This is a genomic window from Pseudomonas sp. 8209 (genome assembly GCF_028682105.1).
In the GTDB taxonomy this organism is placed as follows: Bacteria; Pseudomonadota; Gammaproteobacteria; order Pseudomonadales; family Pseudomonadaceae; genus Aquipseudomonas; species Aquipseudomonas palmensis.
Genome location: NZ_JANIAH010000005.1, coordinates 12609 through 28118 on the forward strand (window position 1 = coordinate 12609; position 15510 = coordinate 28118).

Here is a 15510-nt window from a genome sequence, read left to right on the forward strand (position 1 = left end):
CTTGCGCCTACCCTGTAGGCGCTGGCCTTGCCAGCGAAGAGGTCGGCACAACCACCGGCCTCTATCGCCGAACACCCAGGTGCGGGTCACCCCGCCCTCCCCGAGGGGCTGCGCCCCCGGAAGCATTCCAAGATTTTGCGTGCACACCTTAACCGCGAGCAGCGCAACCCTAGATCCAACCGGCCATACTCTTTCATGGCCCTCAAGCAGGAGACCCATCATGCTGAGCTGGGACGAATTCGAAAACGAAGACGGCGAAGTCGCCGCCAAAGGTCAAACCGCCTCTCAGGTGGCTGAAGCGGGCATCGACAAGCTCGACAGCGCTGGCGGTGTGGCCGCGCAGGAAGCCCGTGCAGTGACCGCCGCCGACTCCGACGCGGTCAAGCGCGCCAAGGCGGCCCTGGACGATCTCGACATCGCCGAAGGCCTGGCCGAGCTGGAAGGCTCAGCTGCCCGTGTAGCGGTCGACGAGAAGCGCATGATCAACTGCCGCGCCGACCTCAACCAGCTGGTACCGTTCAAGTACGACTGGGCCTGGCAGAAGTACCTGGATGGCTGTGCCAACCACTGGATGCCGCAAGAGGTCAACATGACCGCGGACATCGCCCTGTGGAAGACCCCCGAAGGCCTGACCGACGACGAGCGTCGCATCGTCATGCGCAACCTGGGCTTCTTCTCCACCGCCGACTCGCTGGTTGCCAACAACCTGGCACTGGCCGTGTACCGCTTGATCACCAACCCCGAGTGCCGCCAGTACATCCTGCGCCAGGCGTTCGAAGAGGCGATCCACACCCACGCGTACCAGTACTGCATCGAATCGCTGGGCATGGATGAAGGCGAGATCTTCAACATGTACCACGAGATCCCTTCGGTCGCGAAAAAGGCCGCCTGGGGCCTGCGCTACACCCGTGCCATCTCGGACCCGGAGTTCGACACCGGCACCGTCGAGACCGACAAGGAGCTGCTGCGCAACCTGATCGCCTACTACTGCGTACTCGAAGGCATCTTCTTCTACTGCGGCTTCACCCAGATCCTGTCGATGGGTCGTCGCAACAAGATGACCGGCGTTGCCGAGCAGTTCCAGTACATCCTGCGTGACGAGTCGATGCACCTGAACTTCGGTATCGACGTGATCAACCAGATCAAGATCGAAAACCCGCACCTGTGGGATGCCGAGATGAAGGAAGAGGCCTCGCAGATGATCCTGCAGGGTACTCAGCTGGAAATCGAATACGCACGCGACACCATGCCACGCGGCGTGCTGGGCATGAACGCGGCGATGATGGAGGACTACCTCAAGTTCATCGCCAACCGTCGCCTGTCGCAGATCGGCCTGAAGGAAGAGTACCCAGGTACCACCAACCCGTTCCCATGGATGAGCGAAATCATGGACTTGAAGAAAGAGAAGAACTTCTTCGAGACGCGGGTTATCGAGTATCAGACTGGCGGCGCGTTGAGCTGGGATTGATTTCCCGCGCGTGGATGCTGCAAAAAGAGGCTGCCGCAAGGCGGCCTTTTTTGTGCCTGGCTTTTTTCAGAGGTTTTCGCATGCTGTTGGTCGCTGCGCCTGCTGGCGTCAGTCAGCCAGGGTCACGCTGGAACCCGGTAGGAGCCAGCCTTGCTGGCGAAGAGGCCAGCAGACCTTGCGCACTACTACAGTTGATCCGGCAAAAACTGCGGCACCCTGGCCTTCAACAGTTCAACCAACTCCGGCGCCATGAACCCATAGTCGTCCGGGATGCCCAGGCAAACGATGCGCTTGTCGCCCAGCACCGAGCGGAATCGCGCCGACAGTTTCTTGCGGTGCGCCTGTTCCATCACGATCACCAGGTCTGCCCACGCCAGCAACTCGTTGCCCACCGGCACGTCCGCATCATTGCCCACACCGGCAGAGGCCGTCTCCACCCCCGGCCAGTCGGCAAACACCTGTTCAGCCGTGGGGCTGCGCAAGCGGTTCTGAGTACACACGAACAGTACATGCAGTGTCATTGATTACCTGGAATTACAACAAGATTAGGGTTGGCAGACAGCCCATCGCGGGGCAAGCCCGCTCCCACAGGAGGGCGCGAACACTTTGTGGGAGCGGGCTTGACCCGCGATGGCGTCGGCAAATCAGAGGGTCGCGCGATGGCTACCCGCGTTGCGAATCGAAAAACCGATACAACGCCCGCAAACCGATCACGACGGCCTCGACCGAAGCCGCATGCTCCTGCGGCTGCAACGCCTCGACTTTTTCGATGTTCTCGTCCAGCCCATGCAGCGCAATCGCCTCCAGGTGCCGTACCTGCACCGGCGGCAGCGCCGGCCAGCGCGCTACCTGCACACCCCGCAAATAGCCGAAGCACCACTCCTCGACCACCAGCTGCGGATCAGGCTCGGACTCGTCTTCGAGAAACAACGGCTCGAAGGCATCACACGCCTCACTGAGCTCGCCCGCCACGTTGTTCATGTAGCGCATCAACAATGCCGAAAACGCCTCGGCCTCGGCCGGCTTCTTGAACCGCGGCGCTCTGCCGCCGGTCACTTCGGGCAGCCATTCGTTGGGCGTCAACAACACGGGCGAACTGGCCAGCGCCACCAGAAAGCCATCCAGCTCCGAGAGCGTGAGGATGGCTTCATCGTTACCGTACTTGAGCAGAAAACCATCAAGACGGGTCATTTCCTTATCGTTCAAAGGCTGTACAAAAGCTGTCATGGCATAGCCTCAAGGCGGGATCCTGCCGTAACACTACATCACCCCGCCCTTCAGCGCTTACCCGGCGCCCGTCAGCCACCCCACAAGTGGCAGGATCATCAGCGTGCAGGCAGCCATCGACAGCACGTTGCCAATGTACCCATGCAGATGGCTGGGCAGGCGCTGGCTGATTGCGACCGCCAATGGCGGTGCCATCACCGCGCCCAGGCCGGCACTGAGCACCACCACCTCCCACGTGCCACCCAATGTCAGCACCGCCGCCGGCACCACGGACACGATCGGGATGTAGGTCGGGTACCACCCCCGCTGTATCCATTGCCTGCGCCACAACAGCACGCCGATCAGCGACGCCAGCGCCTGCCCGCCCACCATCTCCAGCACCAGCTGGGAGCCGTAGGCCGGCCCGGCCGGCGACAGCAGGTAGGCCGCCAGCACGCCGAGCAACAAGCCCAGGCTGGCCAGCTCATTGCCGAAGAACGGCGCCTCGCTGAAGTCGGCCAGCACCCGTCGCAGCGTCCAGCCAACGCCGTGGTGCGGTGTCGCTCTCTCGACGACCGGTGCCGGTGGCGGCGCATCGACAGGCGGCGTCGAGCGCACCAGGCCTGCAAACCGCCGGCACAGCATGAACGCCAGCACGCTCGCCACGGCCATGCCGCCAACATTGCCGATCACCACCGGCAAGCCCAGTGGGTAGCACAGGTAGTTGACCAGCAGCAGGCTCGCTGGCGTCACCAGCAGTGCACCCAGCAACGCGCCATTGATCGCGACCTTCCAGCCGCCGCCGAACAGCAGCACCATCGCCGCCGGCAGCGAGACGAACGCGACGAAGGTGGGTTGCCAGGTGCTGGCGCTGAGCGTCCAGCCCCACAGCACATGGCTGAACACCAGCCCCAGCAGCGAACTGGTCACCAGCCAGGGCCACAACCCGGTGCCATAGCAGATCGCAAAGCCCTGCCATGCCCGGCCCGTGCGGTGTGCCCAATGGGCCAGCGCGGCGCCCAGCAGCAACCCGATCGCCGGCAGCTCATGCTTGTAAAACGCTACCTCGCTGATATCGCCGACGATCCAGCGCAACCGCGCCAGCGGCTCGTGCAGGTTGGCGACCATGTGCGCGTAATCGGGCCATACCCCGACCCAGGATGCCGCACGCCCGCTGATGACCTCGATGAACACCCCGGTGCCCAGCGACACACACACGCACATCAGCAGCAAAGGCAGAAAGCCTGCCTCCACCTTGTCGATTGACTTGTCCATGGCGACTCCTCAGCGCGGCAGCGCTGGATGCTGGTCATAACCCAGCATCGCGCCATAGCAATCGGTGCGACGGTCCCGTGGCAGGTCATTCAGGCTGTTCCAGACCGGCGCGCTGCGTGCAGTGCTGAGGTCGACATCGGCATACAGGATGCACTCGTCCTCGGCGCCCCCCACCTTGCCCAACGGCCAGCCATTGGTGCCCGCGATCAGCGAACACCCCAGAAAACGCCCGCCACGCTCGCTGCCGATGCGGTTGGCGGCGGCAATGTAGACATTGTTGACGTGGGCCGCAGTGATGGTGAGGTACGAGGCCATGCACCTGCCGCTGGCATCGAACAGCGGGGGCGGTGTCCACACCCAGTTGTTCAGGCTGCAGATGATGTCTGCACCCTGCAACGCAAGCAGGCGTGGCACCTCGGGAAACCATACGTCCCAGCAGATCATCAGGCCGATCCGCCCGATCGGGGTTTCAAACACCGGAAAGCCCAGATCACCGGGGCTGAACCAGAGCTTTTCCTGGTTCCACAGGTGTGCCTTGCGGTAATGCCCCAGCAGGCCGTCGGGGCCGAACAGCACCGCGCTGTCATACAGCTTGAGGCCATCGCGCTCGGCAAATCCTGCCACCAGGTACACCTGATGCTCCCGGGCGAAGGCACGCCAGGTCTTGATACTGGGACCTTCATCGAGGGTTTCGGCATGCGCATAGGCTTCTGCTCGGGTCTCGAAGGTGTAGCCGGTGTTGGCAAGCTCGGGCAGCACGATCAGGTTGGCGCCGTCATGCACCGCCTCTTCGGCGAGCTGCAGACCTTTGCACAAGTTGTTGTCGCACTGGTCCAGCCCGACCTGAGGGTCGAACTGGATCACGGCAATACGCACGGGGCTGACCGGGACAGAGGGTGCAGGCATGGAAGTGTCCTTTTTGTTGTTCGAGTTGTCGTTTGGAGGCTTTCCAGTGGACAAAACAACCCTCAAGAGGGACAAGTCGGCCCCTTCCGACAATGCTGCAAGGCCGCTCTGCGCCTGTAGGAAAGGCCTACCGGGACGCCTGGGGCTGAATGCGATAGTGCGGATAGACCGCCATGCTGAAACCGCCGTTGAACAGTGCCCCGGTGTCGTTGCACAGGTTGATCACGGCGTCGATCGCGGTACGCAGGCAGGGCTCGGTCCAGCCTGCATCCACCGAGAACGACTCGCCTGCCAGGTACAACCCGCTGTGACGGGCATGCTCACGGCTGTATCGCATCAGGCTCAGCGCATCGTAGTAGGTGCCGGCCCGGTAGAGCCTGGCGCAGCCCAGGGCATTGCGGTCGGTGACCCAACGCTGCACCCGCGCATTGCGGGTATCGACATACGGCGATAGCGGTGCCTGCACATTGCTGCACCGCAACAGGATCCGGTCCAGCTCCTGCACGCACTTTTCCACCAGTTGCTCATCGCTGAACGCGGCCAGTTTGGTCGCGTCGTCCTCCCAGGTGTAGCTGAGCAGGATGCAGTCGCTGGCATAGCGGTCGTTGTAGCGATAGGCATAAACATCGTGGATAAAGCTGTCAGTAACGAGAATTTGCGGGATGGCCTGATTACGTTGCAAAAAACTTTTCTGCAATGGCGCATACACCTTGCAGCTGGTTTCCCAGTGCGCCGTCTTGTACGCATCGATGATCTGCTGAGGCAGCATTGCCGCAGTGAAGCCTTCAAGACGCACCGATGTCTCGATCAGCCAGGAAGGCAAGGTGACGATCACTGCGTCGAAGTCTTCGCTCTGCAACGTGCTCGACTGCAGGTCGCTGGCATGCCACTGGTACTGCACGCGAATCTGCTGGTTCGCCAGCTTGCGCAGGCCAGTAACCGGGCTGTCGGTGAGCAGCCCGTTGGGCAGGGCACTGTGGTGCTGGTAGGGAGATGCACCGGTTGGCGCCACCGGCATGAACAACAGGCATTCATCCAGAGCGGCCAGCCCCAGGTAGGTAGGTGACGCGAACGGCAGACCTCTGCTGTCGTATACAGGCTGATTGGCAACCAGCGGCGCGTCCAGCGGGTCACCCTGCTCGTCCACGCGGCCATGCACCAGTTGCAGGTGGCTGCTGAAGCCGAAGATCGCCGTTCGCAGCGGATACAGGCTGCAGACATCATAGAAAGCTCCCCAACTGCCGTCGCCGATACCGATGGCATAGAACACCGCGGACTCTGCCGCGCTCATGCCCAGGCCGCCGAAGTCGCCGGGCGTTTCGGGGTTCCACACATCAATTGCCGGCAACCTGACCAGGTCCCGAAACGACATTGCCTGATAGCGTTCAACAATGGCGGCCCACAGGTCTTCCCACTGCTCGCCGCCATAGGCTTGCGCCACGGTTTCGGTCATCCGGTCGGCAAACACCCGCCACTTTTCATGTACCTGTTGCAAGGTGGCCGTAGGTGGCGGTGTCCGGCCGCCAGCGTTGTCCCAGATCAACAGCGTCGGCTCGCCCTCGCCGTCCAGCAGACCTTCACGCAGGTAGATGCCTGTCGAGCGTACGGCAGGCGTACCCGGGTTGGGAAAGTCGGACAAGCGCAGATCGAACTGACTAGCGTAGTACGCCATCAACGAGCGCCCCTCTTTCGGCGCTTCGCCACTGCGATTGAACAACGGCATGCGCATGGCGCCCATTTCGAACGGCGTCGAAGGCTCCCTGTCGCCTGGGCCAGGGTCGACGATGGTCATGTGCCGACCGCCGATCCGTTGCGACTTTTCGATCAGGGTGATGTGCTGGAAGCCGCAACGCAGCAGCTCGCGGGCGGCAGTCAAACCGGTAACGCCGGCACCGATGATGCAAATGCGGTGCTCGGCGCGACGGGCTTGGGCGATACCACCGACCTGCTCGAGCAACCTGCGGTAGTCGAAACACAGATCGGGCGGGTTGGGGAACCGCGCCGACCAGCCTTCGGCATTACCCGCCAAGGGGGTCGCAACATCAGCGGGATGGTTGTAGGTGGAACCGATAGTCATGGGCTGCTCTCTGCTTGAAGTGGCGGAGCAGAGAGCTTGAAGTCGCTGCCGGCTGCAGCGGTGCTACATAGTTGAACGCCCTCACTCCGGCAGTTCGAGCGCCACTCCACCTGCATGCTGCCTCACGATCCGATACGGCAGCACCGCCCAGCCCACCCCACGGCAATGGCGCTGCACGCTGTCGAACACCGGGTCGAACTGGATGCCTTCGGGGGTAAAGCGCCATGTGGGCATCTGCCACACCTGCGCCTGTGCATAATCGCAGCCGTCCTCGCCCACCTCGCCCAACATGTGCTGCGGATAAAGCTGCTTGAGCTGCGCCAGCAACCACGGCGCAAAGGTGCGCGAACGGTAGTCCACATAGGCACCGAAACTCACGGTGGCGAACTGCTCGGGGTTGGGGCCAGGCTGGTACTCGTAGTGAAACGGCTTGCCCTCGCCCACCCACAGCACATCGTCCAGGGTCAGCTCCTTGCCCGACTCCACCGCCAGGTTGAGCGGCGCATCGGTGGGCAGCATCGGCGTGCCGTCGCAGCTGTAGTCCTGCACGATGCTGACACTGAGCAGCGCATTGCTCATGAACCGCGGCGTCACCGTCTGCCGGTAGTACCCGCCAGGGCGCCCCAGCAGCATGCACTGGTGGTAGGCCACCACATCACTGGACAGGCGCGCGCGCAGCAACTGGTTGAGGCGTGTGAGCTGCTGCGCAGGGTAACCGTCCTCGATCACGAACAGGCTTATCCCCGAGGACGGCTCGCTCAGCCAGCGCAGCGGGTAGCCTTGAAAGTGTTCAAGCTCGCCCGGCTTCAACGGCAGTTGCATCAGCCTCAGGTATTCATAGGGTGAGTCGGTGTACTGGCGGGCCAGGAACGGATCGGCACCCGACGGTACCTGCGGCAGTCGTGCCGGCAGCAGCGTGATCGGCAGGCGTTTGCCCTGGGGGCTTTGCCACTCACCTTGCAGGCCGCCCTGGGCAGCCGGCCACAGCGCGAGTGTTGGCAGCGAGTCGATGCCTGCCTCCGGGGCCGGCTCATGCCCCTCCACCAGTTGAATCCGCGTGCCCTGGATGCTGCCGGTGAGCTGCAGGTCGTGGTGATGCTTCACGTAGAAGTAACGCCCGCTGACATCCTCGGGCACGGCGCGGTCGAGCTCCAGCACGATCGACTGGGTACCCAGGGTACCGGTGAACACGTCGCTGTCCAAGCCCGCCTGGGCGGGCATGGCTGCGGTCAAGGCCTGCGCGGCCAGCAGTGCGACGCAACATCCATGTTTCATGGGAAAAACGTCCGCTATTCAAGAGGGGTGAATTATGCCGACAAAGCCTGCGGCACAAGGCAACTAATTGAACGGCGGCGGATCTTTACTCAGAGCCCCCCACGGAAACCTCCCCCATGAACGAGCAGAAAAGCGGCAAGACCCCGGGCCTGTCAGCGGACGAAGAGCAGGAGGTCAGCCACAACCAGCCGCCACGTGCCGCTGTGCTCCACGAGATCATCCGCGCCCAGGGCGACAAGGAACTGCAGCGCACCATCGCGGCGCTGTGGTGGTCGGCACTGGCGGCCGGCTTGAGCATGGGCCTGTCGCTGATGGCGATGGGGCTGTTCTATTCCCGCCTGCCCGAGGGCGACAGCAGCCAGGTGATCGCCAGCCTGGGCTACTCGGCGGGCTTTCTGGCGGTGATTCTCGCGCGCCAGCAACTGTTTACCGAAAATACCCTGACCGCCGTGCTGCCGGTGATGACCAAACCCACGTTCAACAATGTGGGGCGCCTGTTGCGCCTGTGGGGCGTGGTGCTGTTCGGCAACCTGGTGGGCACCGTGCTGGTGTCATACGTGATGCTGCACCTGCCGATCTTCGACACCAAGACCGATCTCGCCTTTCTTGAAGTGGGGCGCAAGGTCATGGAAAACGAGGTGGGCCAGATGTTTGCCAAGGGCATCATCTCGGGCTGGATGATCGCGACCATGGTGTGGATGATCCCGTCGATGGAGAACGCCAAGATCTGGATCATCCTGCTGATCACCTATCTCATGGCGCTGGGTGACTTCACCCATATCGTGGTCGGCTCGGTCGAGGTGTCGTACCTGGTGTGGGCCGGGGAAGTGAGCTGGCAGCAGTTCTGGCTGCACTTTGCCGCGCCGACCCTGGCGGGCAACATCGTGGGCGGCAGCTTCATCTTCGCGCTGATCAGCCATGCGCAGATTCGCAGCGACGCCGGCCTGCCCGATGAAACCCTGAGCAAGGGCCGCGAGCGCCCCTTGCCCGGCCGGCGCGACCCTAGCGACGCACCTTAACGCTGCCCGGTGGCCAACACGCCCGCCTGAGCCTGCTGTTGCTCCAGTGGAAGCCACCACGCGGTACCCCGCTGCGGTTGCACCAGGCTGACCCGCTCCCCCATCTGCGGGGTGCTCAGCGGTACCCGTGCGTTGGCCGCCAGGGCCATGATGCGGTCGAAGGGTTCATGCCAGGCGTGGGTGGACAGGTCGAAGGTGCCGTTGTGGATCGGCAGCAACCAGCGCCCGCGCAGGTCCAGGTGCGCCTGCAGGCTCTGCTCGGGCTGCATGTGCACATTGGGCCAGTTGACGTTGTAGGCGCCGGTTTCCATCAGGGTCACGTCGAATGGCCCGTAGCGTTCGCCGATCTGCCTGAAGCCCTCGAAATAGCCGGTATCGCCGCTGAAGAACAGGCGCAGGTCCTCATCGAGCACCACCCATGACGCCCACAGGGTGCGGTTGCTGTCGAACAGCCCGCGCCCGGAGAAGTGCTGCGCCGGGGTGGCGACGAACTGGATGCCCGCAACCTCCGTGGCCTGCCACCAGTCGAGCTGGCGCACCTTGGCCGCAGGCACGCCCCAACCGACCAGGGTGTCGCCCACCCCAAGCGGGGCAAGGAACACCTCGGTGCGCTCGGCCAGGGCCAGCACCGCCCGTTCATCCAGATGGTCGTAATGGTCGTGGGACAGTATCACCGCCGTGATCGGCGGCAGTTGCTCCAGCGCCAGCGGCGGCTGGTGAAAGCGCTGCGGGCCGGCCCACTGCACCGGCGAGGCGCGCTCGGCGAACACCGGGTCGGTGATGAAGAAACGATCGCGCAGCTTGAGCAGCACCGTGGAATGGCCCAGGCGCCACAGGCTGCGGTCCGGCGCGGCCAGCACCTGGGCCTGGCTCAGGGGGTGCACCGGTATCGGCAGGGTTGGCCGGGTGTCGGCCGGCTTGCTCAGAAACAGGAACTTGAAACCGATGCGCAGTTTTTTCAGCACCCCGTCGCGGGGCAACTGCGCCTGGTTGCGGTACCGCCCATCCTGCTGCAGCGACGGCTGCGCGGGGGTTTCGGTGGCTTGTGCTGCAAGGGAAGCCATGAATGCAAATACTCCGACTAACCGTTTCAGGTGCATGCCCATTGCCCGTACCAACTGTGAAATGGCCTGCAAGGCCATTCTTGAACAGCCCGGCTTTGTTCAACAATATTCACGCAAATTATGCGATGAACGGCGTCAGGCAGATCGGCAAATCATGACTCAAATCAGCAACGGCAAGGGACTATCATTTGTCAGAAGAATTTACCTGCCGCGTATCATCGGCTCGGGTATCGGCCTGTTCAGCGTGCTCTCAGGCGTGCTGCCCCTGCAGCTGCCGTACTGGGTCGTAGCGCTGCTGGTGTTCAACGGCCTGGGCTGGCCGCACCTGGCCTACCAGCTCGGCCTGCGCTCGCAAGCCCCCTATCGCGCCGAACAGCGCAACCTGATGGTCGACTCGCTGATGGGCGGCTTCTGGGCCGGCACCGTGCAGTTCAACCCGCTGATCAGCGTCACCATCCTGGCCATGATGGGCATGAACAACGTCGCCGCCGGTGGTCAGCGCCTGTTCGTGCAAGGGCTGCTGGCCATGGGGCTGGGCATGGTGGCGGCGGTGGCGCTGTTCGGGCCGAGCCTGCAACTGGAGGTCAGCACCGTGCAGGTGTACGCCTGCCTGCCGATGCTGACCCTCTATCCGCTGGCGCTGGGCTGGGTGTGCTACCGCCTGGCGATCAAGCTGGCCGAGCACAAGCGCAGCCTCAGTGCGCTGAGCCGCACCGACAGCCTCACCGGCCTGTTCAACCACGGCTCATGGAAAGACCTGCTGCAACTGCGCTTTCAGCTGTGCCAGCAGGCCCCGGCCCAGGCCGTGATCGCGATCATCGACATCGACCACTTCAAGACCATCAACGATGTGTATGGCCATGTGGTGGGTGACTGCGTGCTGCGCCAGCTGAGCGTCGAGCTCAAGCGCAACCTGCGCGAGGACGACGTGCCGGGGCGCTACGGCGGGGATGAATTCGGCGTGATCCTGCCCGGGTGCAGCCTGGAGCATGCCAGCCAGGTCATGGAGCGCCTGCGCCAGCGGGTCAACGAGTACCGCAACGAGCAGCTCCCGCAATTGCGCATCAGCCTGAGCATCGGCCTGGCCAGCTTCCAGCCAGGCTTCGCAGACTCCATGGTGTGGCTGAACGAGGCGGACAAGGCGCTGTATGCGGCCAAGCAGAGTGGCCGCAACAAGGTCAATGTGGCCCGCGGCGAGGTGGTGCCGCTACGCCTGGCCTACCCGGACTGAAATGCAGGCACCACGTTCCGGCGCCTTCGCCGGCATGGCCGGCTCCTGCAGCGAGGGCTTGCGGCCCTGTGTCACGCCCGCAAGCGGCGCTGGGCCGCGATCTCCGGCAGGTCGTTGCGACGCAGGTACACCCGCAACGGCTCGGTGATGTTCAACCGCTCGTCGACATTCTGCGCCAGCAGCACCTCGATCAGTTCGCGGCGCAAGGTCATCACCTCGCCGCCGCTCGCCTGCCACACGAATTCATGGCTGGGGATGATGCTGTCGTCGGCCACGTCCATGCCGAACGAGTCTTCGCTGAAGCGCACGATATGCCGGCCCAGCTTGTGGTTGAAGCCTACGAAGCCCTTGAGCTGGTCGGCCGCGGCGCAGATATCCTGGGAAGTGATGTGCATGTCAAACCTCACTGAAGCATCGTCGAAGATGCGGGGTGAATGGAATTGGCACGCGGGGCGGGTCGTCTGCGGCCCTCTCTGACGGAGAAGCTCGACAGGCAGAGGTTACTAAAAACCCGCCTGCGCCTGACACCCTTTTTTTCGCTAAACTGCCAGACATCCTCACCTTGCCGCCAGCCACGTGGACGTTCCATGAGTACTGCCATCACCGCCGACCTTGCCACGATTGCGCGGATCAACGCCGTGCCGGCCATCCTCCAGGTGATCTGCGAAACCACCGGCATGCGCTTTGCGGCCGTGGCCCGTGTCACCGAGAACAACTGGACCGCCTGCGCCGTGCTCGACAACCTGGGCTTTGGCCTGGGAGTGGGCGGCGAGCTGGACGTGGCCACCACGCTATGCCACGAGATTCGCGGCAGCCACCAGACCATCGTGATCGACAAGGCCAGCGAGGACGCCCGCTACTGCCACCACCCCACCCCGCGCCTGTACCGCTTCGAAAGCTATATCTCGGTGCCGGTGTTCCGTACCAACGGCAGCTTTTTCGGCACCATCTGCGCGCTCGATCCGGCCCCGGCCGCCCTCACCGGCAGTGCCATCCAGCCGATGATGGAGTCCTTCGCGCGGCTGTTGACGATCCAGATCGAGAGCGAGGAAGCCGCCCAGCAGACCGAGGCGGCGCTGAAGAAGGAGCTGGCCATCGCCGAGCTGCGCGAACAGTTCATCGCGGTGCTCGGCCACGACCTGCGCAACCCGCTGTTCGCCATCACCGCCGGCGCCGAGCTGCTGGTCAAGCGCCTGGGCGATGCACGCTCGCGAACCATCGCCGAGCACATCCTCGCCTCCGGGCGCCGTGCCACCGAACTGGTGCGCGATGTGCTGGACTTCGCCCGCGGGCGCCTGGGCAACGGCATCATGGTGAACATCCAGCCCTGCCCCGACCTGGACACCGCCTTGCGTCAGGTGGCCTCCGAGCTGCAACGGGTCTACCCGCAGCGGGTGATACGCCTGCATATCGATGACCTCAGCGGCATGTGCTGCGACCGCGAGCGGATCACCCAGCTGCTCTCCAACCTGCTGGCCAACGCCCTGAACCATGGCGACGCCAACAGCCCGGTAGATGTATCGGCGCGTATCGAGCAGCAGGTGTTCACCCTGGGCGTGCACAACCAGGGCGCGCCGATTGCCCCGGCGGTGATGGCGCAACTGTTCCAGCCGTTTTCGCGCCCGCTCGACGGCACCCCGCAAAGCGGCCTGGGGCTGGGCCTGTACATCGCCAACCAGATTGCCCTGGCCCATGGCGGGCGCATGGAAGTGGTGTCCAGCCGCGAGGCCGGCACGCTGTTCAGCCTGCGTCTGCCACTGGATCGAGTTGCCCCGCCAGAGCCTGCTCCAGCCAACCCATGAACGCCGCCACCCGCAACGGCAGGTGCACCTGCCGAGCGAACAGCAATGACACCGGCATCGGCTCGGGCACCTGCTGGTCCAGCACGCTGACCAGTTGCCCGCTCTCCAGGTACTCGCGCACACCGGCAAAGGGCGCCTGGATGATGCCCAACCCGGCCAGGCAGGCGCTTTCGTAGGCATCGGTATTGTTCACCGTGACTGCGCCGCCCATGGGCTGATACCGCGTCGTGGCGCCCTGTCGGTACTCGAACCCCGGGCAGCGCGCCCCCAGGTTCTGTACGTAGTGGATCAACTGGTGGTCGCGCAGGGCCTCCAGCCGTGTCGGCACCCCCATGCGCTGCAGGTAGGCAGGGCTGGCGCAGTTGACCATGCGCAGGCTGCCCAGGGGCCGGGCGACCAGCGCAAGATCGCTGAGCGCACCGATGCGCAGCACGCAGTCGAAGCCCTCGCGCACCAGGTCGACCTGGCGATCGGTGCAACTGATCTCCAGCGCCAGCCCCGGGTGCTGCTGCATGAACGCCGGCAAGGCCGGCAGAATGATGCGCCGTGCCATCAGCGTCGGCAGGTCGATGCGCAGGCGACCGTGCAACTGGGCCGGGTCTGGCCGAAACAGCCCTTCGAGCTCGTCCATTCGCGACAGCAGGTCTTTGCTACGCTCGTACAGTTGCAGGCCATCCTGGGTGGCCTGTACACGCCGCGTGGTGCGGTTGAGCAGGCGCGTGCCCAGGTGCCTCTCAAGCAGGCGCACCTGTTCCGAGACGGTAGAACGCGGCAGCCCCAGGCTCTCACCGGCCAGGGTGAAGCTCGACAGTTCGGCAACCCGCACAAAGGTGCGCAACAGCTCCAGCGTGTTCATCCAGCCCCCTCCATTGTTCGACCCTGCCGAACAGTATTTCCGAATCCAGCGGATTTATCAGTACCGGAGCGACCAATAGACTGTGCTCGACTTCAGCCACCCCGAGGAACCGACCATGACCCGCAAGATCGCACTGATTACCGGCGCCAGCCGTGGCCTGGGCAGGAACACCGCGTTGCACCTGGCAGCCCAGGGCATCGACATCATCGGCACCTACCACAGCAAGGCCGACGAGGCCCACGCGCTGGTGGCCGAGCTTGAGCAAAAAGGCGTGCGCGCCACCATGTTGCAACTGGACGTGAGCAACAGCGCCAGCTTCGAGGCGTTCGCCGCCACCCTCGATGACACCTTGCAGCGTACCTTCGGCCGTCGGCAGTTCGACTTTCTGGTGAACAACGCCGGCATCGGCATCAACGCAAGCTTCAGCGAAACCACCGAAGCGCAGTTCGATACCCTGCTCAACATCCAGCTCAAGGGCCCGTTCTTTCTCACCCAGCGGCTGCTGCCGCTGCTTGCCGACCAGGGCCGCATCGTCAATATCTCCACCGGGCTGACCCGCTTCGCCCTGCCCGGCTTTGCCGCCTACGCGGCGATGAAGGGGGCAATGGAGGTGCTGACCCGCTACCAGGCCAAGGAGCTCGGTGCGCGTGGCATTCGCGTGAACATCCTGGCCCCCGGTGCCATCGAGACCGACTTTGGTGGCGGTGTGGTACGCGACAATGACCAGGTGAACGGCTTTATCGCCAGCAACACCGCCCTGGGCCGCGTCGGCCTGCCGGATGATATCGGCGCGGCGGTGGCTGTGCTGCTCGGCGACGGTGGCAGCTGGATCAACGGCCAGCGGGTGGAGGTGTCGGGCGGGATGTTCCTGTGAAACCTCAGAGGTGCCTGTACAGCTCGGTGAGGCGGTCCAGCGCGGCCTGCACGAAGTCCTCGGGCAGGTTCTGGATCAATCGCGACTGGGCCTCGAACAGGTCCTCGCCGTGCGCTGCCTCAAGCGCCTCGAGCACTTCCATGCGCGCGTCACGACGCTCGGGGTAGTGCGGGCCGAACAGCGCCAGGGCATCACCGAACGCCTTGGCAGTGACCGGCATGTGCAGGGCATGCAGGCCGCGCAAGGCGATCAGGGCCTGGTCGCCGGCACTGTTCCAGAAATACTGGTCCAGCCGCCCGTTCATGGTTTCGGCCTCCAGCCACCACAGCGCGATGGCTTCCTGCTCCTGCGCCAGCAAGGTGTCGAAACCGTGACCCCAGCGTGCTTCGAGTTGCGCCCAGGTGGGGCTGTTGGTGATGCTCATGTACTTCCCTCGCCCACGTGCCGAATCGATGGG

Annotated in this window: 15 protein-coding genes; 5 read left to right on the plus strand and 10 right to left on the minus strand. The window is 64.0% G+C overall.

Annotation, left to right across the window (positions count from 1 at the left end; translation table 11 throughout):
• Positions 1-220 precede the first annotated feature (220 nt).
• Positions 221-1468: a ribonucleotide-diphosphate reductase subunit beta gene (locus tag NP552_RS11675; protein WP_043862583.1), complete on the plus strand. Its 1248-nt coding sequence runs from the start codon at positions 221-223 to the stop codon at positions 1466-1468.
• Between the two features lie 185 nt (positions 1469-1653).
• Here NP552_RS11675 and NP552_RS11680 read toward each other — a convergent pair whose 3' ends face one another.
• From NP552_RS11680 to NP552_RS11705, 6 genes are all read right to left on the minus strand, one after another.
• A complete protein-coding gene (locus NP552_RS11680) occupies positions 1654-1989 on the minus strand; it encodes a low molecular weight protein tyrosine phosphatase family protein (protein ID WP_043862584.1) in 336 nt (111 codons plus the stop codon).
• 142 nt (positions 1990-2131) lie between these two features.
• Positions 2132-2695: a UPF0149 family protein gene (locus NP552_RS11685; RefSeq protein ID WP_054914713.1), complete on the minus strand. Its 564-nt coding sequence runs from the start codon at positions 2693-2695 to the stop codon at positions 2132-2134.
• A 57-nt stretch (positions 2696-2752) separates the two neighbouring features.
• Positions 2753-3949 (minus strand): hypothetical protein, encoded by a 1197-nt coding sequence (locus NP552_RS11690; protein WP_210015163.1) that lies wholly within the window; start codon positions 3947-3949, stop codon positions 2753-2755.
• A 9-nt stretch (positions 3950-3958) separates the two neighbouring features.
• On the minus strand, positions 3959-4855 hold the full coding sequence (locus NP552_RS11695) for a nitrilase family protein (protein ID WP_054914714.1): 897 nt from the start codon (positions 4853-4855) through the stop codon (positions 3959-3961).
• A 127-nt stretch (positions 4856-4982) separates the two neighbouring features.
• Positions 4983-6932 (minus strand): flavin monoamine oxidase family protein, encoded by a 1950-nt coding sequence (locus NP552_RS11700; protein ID WP_274096748.1) that lies wholly within the window; start codon positions 6930-6932, stop codon positions 4983-4985.
• An 81-nt stretch (positions 6933-7013) separates the two neighbouring features.
• A complete protein-coding gene (locus NP552_RS11705; RefSeq protein ID WP_274096749.1) occupies positions 7014-8207 on the minus strand; it encodes a hypothetical protein in 1194 nt (397 codons plus the stop codon).
• 116 nt (positions 8208-8323) lie between these two features.
• Between NP552_RS11705 and NP552_RS11710 the strand changes: the two genes are divergently transcribed.
• Complete coding sequence (locus NP552_RS11710; RefSeq protein ID WP_043862589.1) at positions 8324-9226, plus strand: formate/nitrite transporter family protein; 903 nt, start codon at positions 8324-8326, stop codon at positions 9224-9226.
• Here the strand turns inward: NP552_RS11710 and NP552_RS11715 are convergent.
• A complete protein-coding gene (locus NP552_RS11715) occupies positions 9223-10290 on the minus strand; it encodes an MBL fold metallo-hydrolase (protein WP_274096750.1) in 1068 nt (355 codons plus the stop codon). The two genes, NP552_RS11710 and NP552_RS11715, sit on opposite strands and share 4 nt — an antisense overlap.
• A 154-nt stretch (positions 10291-10444) precedes the next feature.
• Here NP552_RS11715 and NP552_RS11720 point away from each other — a divergent pair, with 154 nt between their 5' ends.
• Complete coding sequence (locus tag NP552_RS11720) at positions 10445-11521, plus strand: diguanylate cyclase (RefSeq protein WP_078480541.1); 1077 nt, start codon at positions 10445-10447, stop codon at positions 11519-11521.
• Positions 11522-11592: 71 nt separating this feature from the next.
• Here the strand turns inward: NP552_RS11720 and NP552_RS11725 are convergent, their stop codons facing one another.
• Complete coding sequence (locus tag NP552_RS11725; RefSeq protein ID WP_043862592.1) at positions 11593-11916, minus strand: DUF2025 family protein; 324 nt, start codon at positions 11914-11916, stop codon at positions 11593-11595.
• A 192-nt stretch (positions 11917-12108) separates the two neighbouring features.
• Between NP552_RS11725 and NP552_RS11730 the strand changes: the two genes are divergently transcribed.
• On the plus strand, positions 12109-13323 hold the full coding sequence (locus NP552_RS11730; RefSeq protein ID WP_229589994.1) for a GAF domain-containing sensor histidine kinase: 1215 nt from the start codon (positions 12109-12111) through the stop codon (positions 13321-13323).
• Here the strand turns inward: NP552_RS11730 and NP552_RS11735 are convergent.
• On the minus strand, positions 13262-14179 hold the full coding sequence (locus NP552_RS11735; protein ID WP_274096751.1) for a LysR family transcriptional regulator: 918 nt from the start codon (positions 14177-14179) through the stop codon (positions 13262-13264). The two genes, NP552_RS11730 and NP552_RS11735, sit on opposite strands and share 62 nt — an antisense overlap.
• 115 nt (positions 14180-14294) lie before the next feature.
• Between NP552_RS11735 and NP552_RS11740 the strand changes: the two genes are divergently transcribed.
• Positions 14295-15053 (plus strand): SDR family NAD(P)-dependent oxidoreductase, encoded by a 759-nt coding sequence (locus NP552_RS11740; protein WP_078480543.1) that lies wholly within the window; start codon positions 14295-14297, stop codon positions 15051-15053.
• A 4-nt stretch (positions 15054-15057) separates the two neighbouring features.
• Here the strand turns inward: NP552_RS11740 and NP552_RS11745 are convergent, their stop codons facing one another.
• Positions 15058-15477 carry a DMP19 family protein gene (locus tag NP552_RS11745; protein WP_274096752.1) on the minus strand — a complete coding sequence of 140 codons (420 nt, stop codon included), beginning with the start codon at positions 15475-15477 and terminating at the stop codon, positions 15058-15060.
• Between the last annotated feature and the right edge of the window lie 33 nt (positions 15478-15510).

Excerpts from the sequence above, each read along its gene's own strand:
- NP552_RS11680 (WP_043862584.1), bottom strand. The coding sequence starts at position 1,989 with ATGACACTGCATGTACTGTTCGTGTGTACTCAGAACCGCTTGCGCAGC.
- NP552_RS11720 (WP_078480541.1), top strand. The coding sequence starts at position 10,445 with ATGACTCAAATCAGCAACGGCAAGGGACTATCATTTGTCAGAAGAATT.
- NP552_RS11695 (WP_054914714.1), bottom strand. The coding sequence starts at position 4,855 with ATGCCTGCACCCTCTGTCCCGGTCAGCCCCGTGCGTATTGCCGTGATC.
- NP552_RS11690 (WP_210015163.1), bottom strand. The coding sequence starts at position 3,949 with ATGGACAAGTCAATCGACAAGGTGGAGGCAGGCTTTCTGCCTTTGCTG.
- NP552_RS11700 (WP_274096748.1), bottom strand. The coding sequence starts at position 6,932 with ATGACTATCGGTTCCACCTACAACCATCCCGCTGATGTTGCGACCCCC.
- NP552_RS11675 (WP_043862583.1), top strand. The coding sequence starts at position 221 with ATGCTGAGCTGGGACGAATTCGAAAACGAAGACGGCGAAGTCGCCGCC.
- NP552_RS11725 (WP_043862592.1), bottom strand. The coding sequence starts at position 11,916 with ATGCACATCACTTCCCAGGATATCTGCGCCGCGGCCGACCAGCTCAAG.
- NP552_RS11715 (WP_274096750.1), bottom strand. The coding sequence starts at position 10,290 with ATGGCTTCCCTTGCAGCACAAGCCACCGAAACCCCCGCGCAGCCGTCG.
- NP552_RS11745 (WP_274096752.1), bottom strand. The coding sequence starts at position 15,477 with ATGAGCATCACCAACAGCCCCACCTGGGCGCAACTCGAAGCACGCTGG.
- NP552_RS11730 (WP_229589994.1), top strand. The coding sequence starts at position 12,109 with ATGAGTACTGCCATCACCGCCGACCTTGCCACGATTGCGCGGATCAAC.
- NP552_RS11740 (WP_078480543.1), top strand. The coding sequence starts at position 14,295 with ATGACCCGCAAGATCGCACTGATTACCGGCGCCAGCCGTGGCCTGGGC.
- NP552_RS11705 (WP_274096749.1), bottom strand. The coding sequence starts at position 8,207 with ATGAAACATGGATGTTGCGTCGCACTGCTGGCCGCGCAGGCCTTGACC.
- NP552_RS11685 (WP_054914713.1), bottom strand. The coding sequence starts at position 2,695 with ATGACAGCTTTTGTACAGCCTTTGAACGATAAGGAAATGACCCGTCTT.
- NP552_RS11735 (WP_274096751.1), bottom strand. The coding sequence starts at position 14,179 with ATGAACACGCTGGAGCTGTTGCGCACCTTTGTGCGGGTTGCCGAACTG.
- NP552_RS11710 (WP_043862589.1), top strand. The coding sequence starts at position 8,324 with ATGAACGAGCAGAAAAGCGGCAAGACCCCGGGCCTGTCAGCGGACGAA.